This window comes from Pseudoalteromonas rubra, assembly GCF_004212645.1.
In the GTDB taxonomy this organism is placed as follows: domain Bacteria; phylum Pseudomonadota; class Gammaproteobacteria; order Enterobacterales; family Alteromonadaceae; genus Pseudoalteromonas; species Pseudoalteromonas rubra_G.
Window position 1 is genome coordinate 1 of record NZ_PPUZ01000013.1, and the last position, 6,038, is coordinate 6,038.

General features: G+C 46.5%; 6 protein-coding genes and 1 tRNA gene. All 7 read left to right on the forward strand.

The window, feature by feature from the left end; genetic code table 11:
* Positions 1-1,008 precede the first annotated feature (1,008 nt).
* The 7 genes from tolQ (at position 1,009) to C3B51_RS05480 (ending at position 6,017) form a co-directional block, all read left to right on the forward strand.
* Complete coding sequence (tolQ, locus tag C3B51_RS05450) at positions 1,009-1,713, forward strand: protein TolQ (RefSeq protein WP_046006726.1); 705 nt, start codon at positions 1,009-1,011, stop codon at positions 1,711-1,713.
* Complete coding sequence (gene tolR, locus C3B51_RS05455; RefSeq protein WP_046006725.1) at positions 1,700-2,128, forward strand: protein TolR; 429 nt, start codon at positions 1,700-1,702, stop codon at positions 2,126-2,128. Before tolQ ends, tolR begins: the two co-directional genes overlap by 14 nt.
* Positions 2,128-3,069, forward strand: coding sequence for a cell envelope integrity protein TolA (gene tolA / locus C3B51_RS05460; RefSeq protein WP_130244424.1), 942 nt, complete (start codon positions 2,128-2,130; stop codon positions 3,067-3,069). Before tolR ends, tolA begins: the two co-directional genes overlap by 1 nt.
* A gap of 9 nt (positions 3,070-3,078) precedes the next feature.
* Positions 3,079-4,437 carry a Tol-Pal system beta propeller repeat protein TolB gene (tolB, locus tag C3B51_RS05465; RefSeq protein WP_125716397.1) on the forward strand — a complete coding sequence of 453 codons (1,359 nt, stop codon included), beginning with the start codon at positions 3,079-3,081 and terminating at the stop codon, positions 4,435-4,437.
* Between the two features lie 41 nt (positions 4,438-4,478).
* On the forward strand, positions 4,479-5,012 hold the full coding sequence (gene pal, locus C3B51_RS05470; RefSeq protein ID WP_130244425.1) for a peptidoglycan-associated lipoprotein Pal: 534 nt from the start codon (positions 4,479-4,481) through the stop codon (positions 5,010-5,012).
* Between the two features lie 15 nt (positions 5,013-5,027).
* Entirely contained in the window at positions 5,028-5,783 is a 756-nt protein-coding gene (gene ybgF, locus C3B51_RS05475) for a tol-pal system protein YbgF (RefSeq protein ID WP_130244426.1), read from the forward strand.
* 158 nt (positions 5,784-5,941) lie between these two features.
* A tRNA-Lys gene (locus tag C3B51_RS05480) sits at positions 5,942-6,017 on the forward strand.
* The last annotated feature ends 21 nt before the right edge of the window (positions 6,018-6,038 follow it).

Sequence of the window (6,038 nt, forward strand, 5' to 3'; positions counted from 1 at the left end):
AATATGGCGCTAACTGTGTTAAAAATTCCTCATTTAGAACAACTAAATAGCAAAATTTTTGCCTAGTTATCGAACATATTTTCTTGCCTCAAAATAGAACACTTAATTAAGCAAATTGGTATCACACTCATTTGTCTGCCCTATGTTAGGCGGTGTCTGATTAAATTGTGCGAACGAGACGAAAAATTGCGGACAAAAAAAAGCCCGCACAGTGTGCGGGCGAAAACAACAAGTTGAAGGAAGTAATCCAGGGAACTGATGAGTCCGTTAAGGTTTTATCCAAAAGTTTCTCATCATGACTGCAGAATAAATCAGAATTCTGCTGCCTTAGTAACTGTGCATTTGCATTGAGAGATGCTGCTCGCTCAGTACGGGGAGTATAATAAGCCCACTGACGCATTTTATCAAACTAGAAAAATTACAGTTTTGCTATAAAAAAAACTAATGCGATGGGTTTTTTAAGTCAGGTATTGTGCAAATCGTGAACTCAAGATGCTCTGCAAGTTCATGTAAAATAACGGATTGTCTTTATTATACTCAATTTGTGAATATTAGATTATTTGTTGTTAATTGGTATTACCAATCGTGTTTTGAGGGTTTATTCTCAGATAGTGAATAAAACAACACTTTTATGCAGCTTGCATAAATAAATAAACACAGAGGGGAGTCGGCAGCTCCGACCACTTAAATTTTCTTTCACAATCACATGCCGGGCGTTGTAATTCAGGGCAGTTTAACTTTGGCACTGGTATTTTTTGCCGTTGGTGACGTCCAATGCCAGTGGTGTTTGGTGTGAAGTGCAACCGGGTGACGTCTGTCTATCCGGGCAAGAATGCGAGTCAAGGTAACGAATGTGCGAATTATCGGCATTTAAGTGAATTTTACGGCATTGAGATTGTAAGCCCTTATTAGTGTGGTTAAACTACTTGCAATTTTTGCTGGCTTACAGTCAATACGGTGAAGGCTGCCTTGGCCGAGAACACAATTATTTTCTAGGAGTATAACAACGTGGAATCGGGACTTAATTTCATAGATCTCATTTTAGAAGCCAGTATCCTCGTGCAACTTGTGATGTTGACACTGGTCGGTATGTCAGTTGCATCATGGGCCATAATTTTTCAGCGCCGCAGTATCCTGGCGCAGTCTTTGGCTGATGCGAAGAAGTTTGAACAAAAGTTCTGGTCAGGCATGGACCTGGGCAAGTTATATAATGAAATTACAGCAAGAGCAGGCAGCTCGAGCGGCCTGGAAGCTTTGTTTGTATCCGGGTTTAAAGAATTCGCCCGTCATAAAAAGCAAAACACCGGATCGGCCAGCATGATCATTGAAGGCACGCATCGGTCTATGCGCGTTGCGCTGTCTCGTGAAGTTGAGAAAGTAGAATCTGGACTGTCGTTTCTGGCAACTGTGGGGTCTATCAGCCCGTACATTGGTCTGTTTGGGACCGTCTGGGGGATAATGAACGCCTTTATCGCCTTGGGTGAAGTTAAGCAGGCAACACTACAGATGGTTGCGCCTGGTATCGCAGAAGCCCTGATCGCAACTGCCATGGGTTTGTTTGCAGCGATCCCGGCGGTCATGGCCTATAACCGCTTTGCAAAGAATGTAGAAAAGCTCGAGTCAAACTACATCAACTTTATGGAAGAGTTTGCCAATATTCTGCATCGTCAGGCTGCCAGCTTAACTGAGGCTAAGCAAAATGTATCAGCATAAGAGACGACGCCCGGTCGCAGAGATCAATGTGGTGCCATACATTGATGTTATGCTGGTGCTGCTGATTATCTTTATGGCTACGGCGCCACTGATCACGCATGGTGTGAAAGTGGATTTACCACAGATGGAAGAGTCTGATCTAGTCGATACCAAAGACGCTCCACCCATTATCGCCAGTATAGATGCTGAAGGTCGCTATTATGTTTCTGTAGGAACCGATCCGGAAGCACCCATGGACGCGGTAGAAGTAGCCGCTGTGATCAAACTTAAATTGCAACAAAACCCGGATACGCCGGTGATGATCAAAGGCTCAGGTCGTGTGTCTTACCAGGAGGTCCTGTTACTTATGGACTTTTTGAAAAATGCGGGTGTGCCGTCTGTTGGGTTAATGACAAAATCGTTTGAGGACAGTTAATGGATGCTTTAACCAGCGGAATATTTAAGTCGTTTTTACTGCATTTCGCTATAGCCGGGTTACTCTTCGCAACGGCTAATTTTCAATTTTCCAGCCCCAGTGTGATGGAAGTTCAGCTCAACCCGGCGGTTAGCGAGATTGAAGAAGTCAAAGCGGTTTCAGCCATTTCGGTCGATCAGCAGGCTGTGGAGCAGAAAATTGCCCAGTTACGTGAGAAAGAAGCGCAACAGAAGCATGCTGAAGAGCAAAGGATCCGTGATTTAGAGCGTCGTGCGGCGCAGGCCCGAAAAGACCGTGAAGCCGAAGCCAGACGGATCAAGAAGCTGGAACAACAGCGCCTTGCCAAGCTGGAAGAAAAACGCAAGGCCGAAGCGCAAGCTAAACGTGCTCAGGAAATTCAAAATAAAGAGCGCCAGCAGGCTGAAAAAGCGCGTCAGGAAGCATTGGCCGCTGAGCAGGCTGCCAAAGCTGCTGCCGAGAAGCGTAAAGCCGAAGAAGACAGGCTGAGACAGGCGGAAGCAAAACGTAAGCAACAAGAAGAAGAGGCAAAACGCAAGGCGCAGGCTGCTGAAGAAGCACGTCAAAAAGCCCTGCAAGAGCAACTCCTTCAGGAACAACTGGCGCAGGAGCAAGCCGCACGAGCAAAAGTTCGCCAGCAACAGGTCCTGACTGAAGTAGACAAGTATAAGGCGCTGATCATGCAGCGGATCCAGTCTAACCTGTTAATCGATGAAAAGATGAAAGGTAAGCAGTGTCGGCTGAATATTCGTCTTGGCTTTAATGGCCTGGTGACACAAGCGGAGTCGCTTGGTGGTGATAAGCTGGTGTGTGAAGCCGCGTTACGTGCGGTAAGAATGGCAGATACCTTACCGGTTTCTGAAAATAAAGATGTTTTCGAACAGCTTAAGAATATTAACCTGACGATTAAACCAACTCTATAAAGGAAGACCATGTACAACCATTTAAGAAATTTACTCTTGGTTCTGGCTTTCGCTGCGCAAGGGGTCGCCTACGCAGCTCTGGAGATCGTAATTACAGAAGGGGTCGACAGTGCCCGGCCAATTGCGATTGCTCCGTTTAAATACATAGGTAATGGCGAGGCGCCTGCTGAGCTGAGTTCAGTGATTGCAGCGGACTTGATCCGCAGCGGTAAGTTTAAGCCGGTGGCAGAGGAACAAATGCCTCAGCTGCCGACCACAGATGAAGAAGTGGATTACGATGCCTGGGTTGAACTGGGCGTAGAAGCGATCGTCGTCGGCACTATTACTCAGCAACCTGCAAACCGCTATCTGGTGAAGTATGAGCTGATCGATGTGATCCGCGCTCAAATTACTGGTGGTGAAACCCGTATGATGACCAATGGCAAATTGATGAAAAGCCAGGATCATGTGCTTGAGGCGCGCCAAAGTGTGATTGATGCGCAGAGCTTTCGCTATTATGCGCACCAGATCAGCGACGTTGTTTATGAAGCCCTGACGGGTGAAAAAGGCGCATTTCGTACTAAGATTGCGTATGTGATCGTGCGTGAAGAGCAGGATAAACCGTATCAGCTGGTTGTTGCAGACTATGACGGCTACAATGAACAGGTGCTGCTGCGCTCGAAAGAGCCTTTGATGTCTCCGGCCTGGTCTCCTGATGGCAACAAGCTGGCGTATGTCACATTTGAGAATCGTCAGTCGCAGATCTATATTCAGGATATCTACACCGGTAAACGTGAGATATTAACCAGCTACCCTGGGATCAATGGTGCACCGCAGTTTTCACCGGATGGCACCAAAATGCTGATCGTTTTGTCGAAGGACAAAGGTGGTGCAACCGAAGTGTATTTAATTGACCTGGCTACGCGCAAAGAGAGACGTCTGACTAAGCACCGTAGTATAGATACTGAGCCAACCTGGCACCCAAATGGTAAAGAAATAGTCTATACCTCTGAAAGGGGTGGTAATGCCCAGATTTATAAGTTAAATTTAGATACAGGAAGATCACGGCGTGTAACCTTCGACGGCGATATGAATTTAGCCGGGTCAATCACGCCAGATGGCAAGCAACTGGTAATGGTAAATCGTACATTAGGCCGCTACCATATTGCCAAGAAAGAATTGGATTCTGGGCTGTTTCAGGTATTAACGCGCACCAGACTCGACGAATCACCGAGTATTGCGCCGAACGGCTCTATGATTATTTATAGTACCTTGCATAATAATAAGCAGGTACTGGCGTTGGTGTCGATGGATGGCCGCTTTAAGGCCCGCCTGCCGGTATTAGACGGACAGGTTAAGGCACCAGCTTGGTCGCCATTTTTACAGTAATTTTGCTGGTAAGACTTATAAAAGATATAGGAATATACTCGATGCAACTTAACAAAACTCTCAAGGCCCTTTTGGTCGCGTTGCCTGTGATGACGCTGGCTGCATGTAGCTCTTCAACAAATACAGGTGAAGGTGCTGGCAGCGAAACAAACGCGGCCACTGCGGACAATGGCAGCAATGTTGATGTAGGTACAATGGCACCTCAGAAAACAGCTGAAGAGCTACTGAAAGAAAAGTATGATGCGTTGCGTCAGAAGCAAATCGTATACTTCGATTTCGACAAGTCTACTGTTCGCAGCGAGTTCGTAGAGCTTCTGCAAGCACACGCTGATTTCCTGGTTAAAAACCCAAGCGTTAAAGTACTGATTGAAGGCCATGCTGATGAGCGTGGTACGCCTGAGTACAACATCGCACTGGGTGAAAGCCGTGGTAAAGCGGTTGCTAAGTACCTGCAGAGCCTGGGCGTGTCTGACAGCCAAATGTCTGTTGTAAGCTATGGTGAAGAAAAGCCAATGGACAAAGCGCGTACTGAAGAAGCCTTTGCTAAGAACCGCCGCGCGGTACTGGTATACTAATCGTAAAGAGATGCTATGAAGCCGAATACTTTTTTGGCAGCCATCATCTTAGTCAGCGGGAGCTCCCAATTGTGGGCAGCTCCCGCTGCTGTATCTGATGCTGCTGGTTCTAACCAAACTATTGAACAACGTTTGTCTGTGCTTGAAAACCTGATGCGCAACCGCAACCTGATCCAGGCTGAGCTACAAACGCAACTTGATCAACTTCAGGATGAAGTAAGCCAGATCCGGGGTGTCACGGAAGAGCAAAGTTATAAGCTCGAAAAAGTGTTGCAGCGCCAGCGTGAGCTTTATCAGGAAATAGAGACGCGAGTTACCCAGGTCTATGAACAAAGCAAGCAGTTACAACCTGCTGTAACACCTGACAGCGCGACTGCGCAGGCCGTGAGCACAGACTTGTCGGAAAATGAAGCCTATGACAGAGCCGTTGCGCTGATCATGAAAGATAAGCGCTACGATGCGGCTATTCCAGAATTTGAAGGCTTCCTAAAGCAGTTTCCAAATTCCGTCTATATTCCTAATGCGCATTACTGGCTGGGTCAGCTACAGTCGATAAAGAATCAGGACGATCAGGCCATGGTGCACTTCCGTACTGTTGTTGATCAATTCGCTGATTCAAACAAACGACCAGATGCGATGTTAAAGCTGGGCACCTTGCTTCAGAAAACCGGACAATCTGCACAAGCGAAGACCTTGTTTGAAAATCTAATCAAAGAATATCCCAGCACAACGGCTGCAAAACTGGCAACGGAGCGGCTGAGTAAAATATAAATGGCGGATATTTTCTCAGAGTGATTTAAAATTAGGCGCTTAGACGCGAAATTTGAAAAAAACAGGCGATTTCGGTTGCACAAGATTTTTAAATAAGTATTATAAGCGCCCGCAGCAGCCGATAGTGTTACACACTTCTTGCAGCGAAACAATTTAGTGGGTCATTAGCTCAGTTGGTAGAGCAGTGGACTTTTAATCCATTGGTCGATGGTTCGAGTCCATCATGACCCACCATTCAAATTTGGTGTAATACTT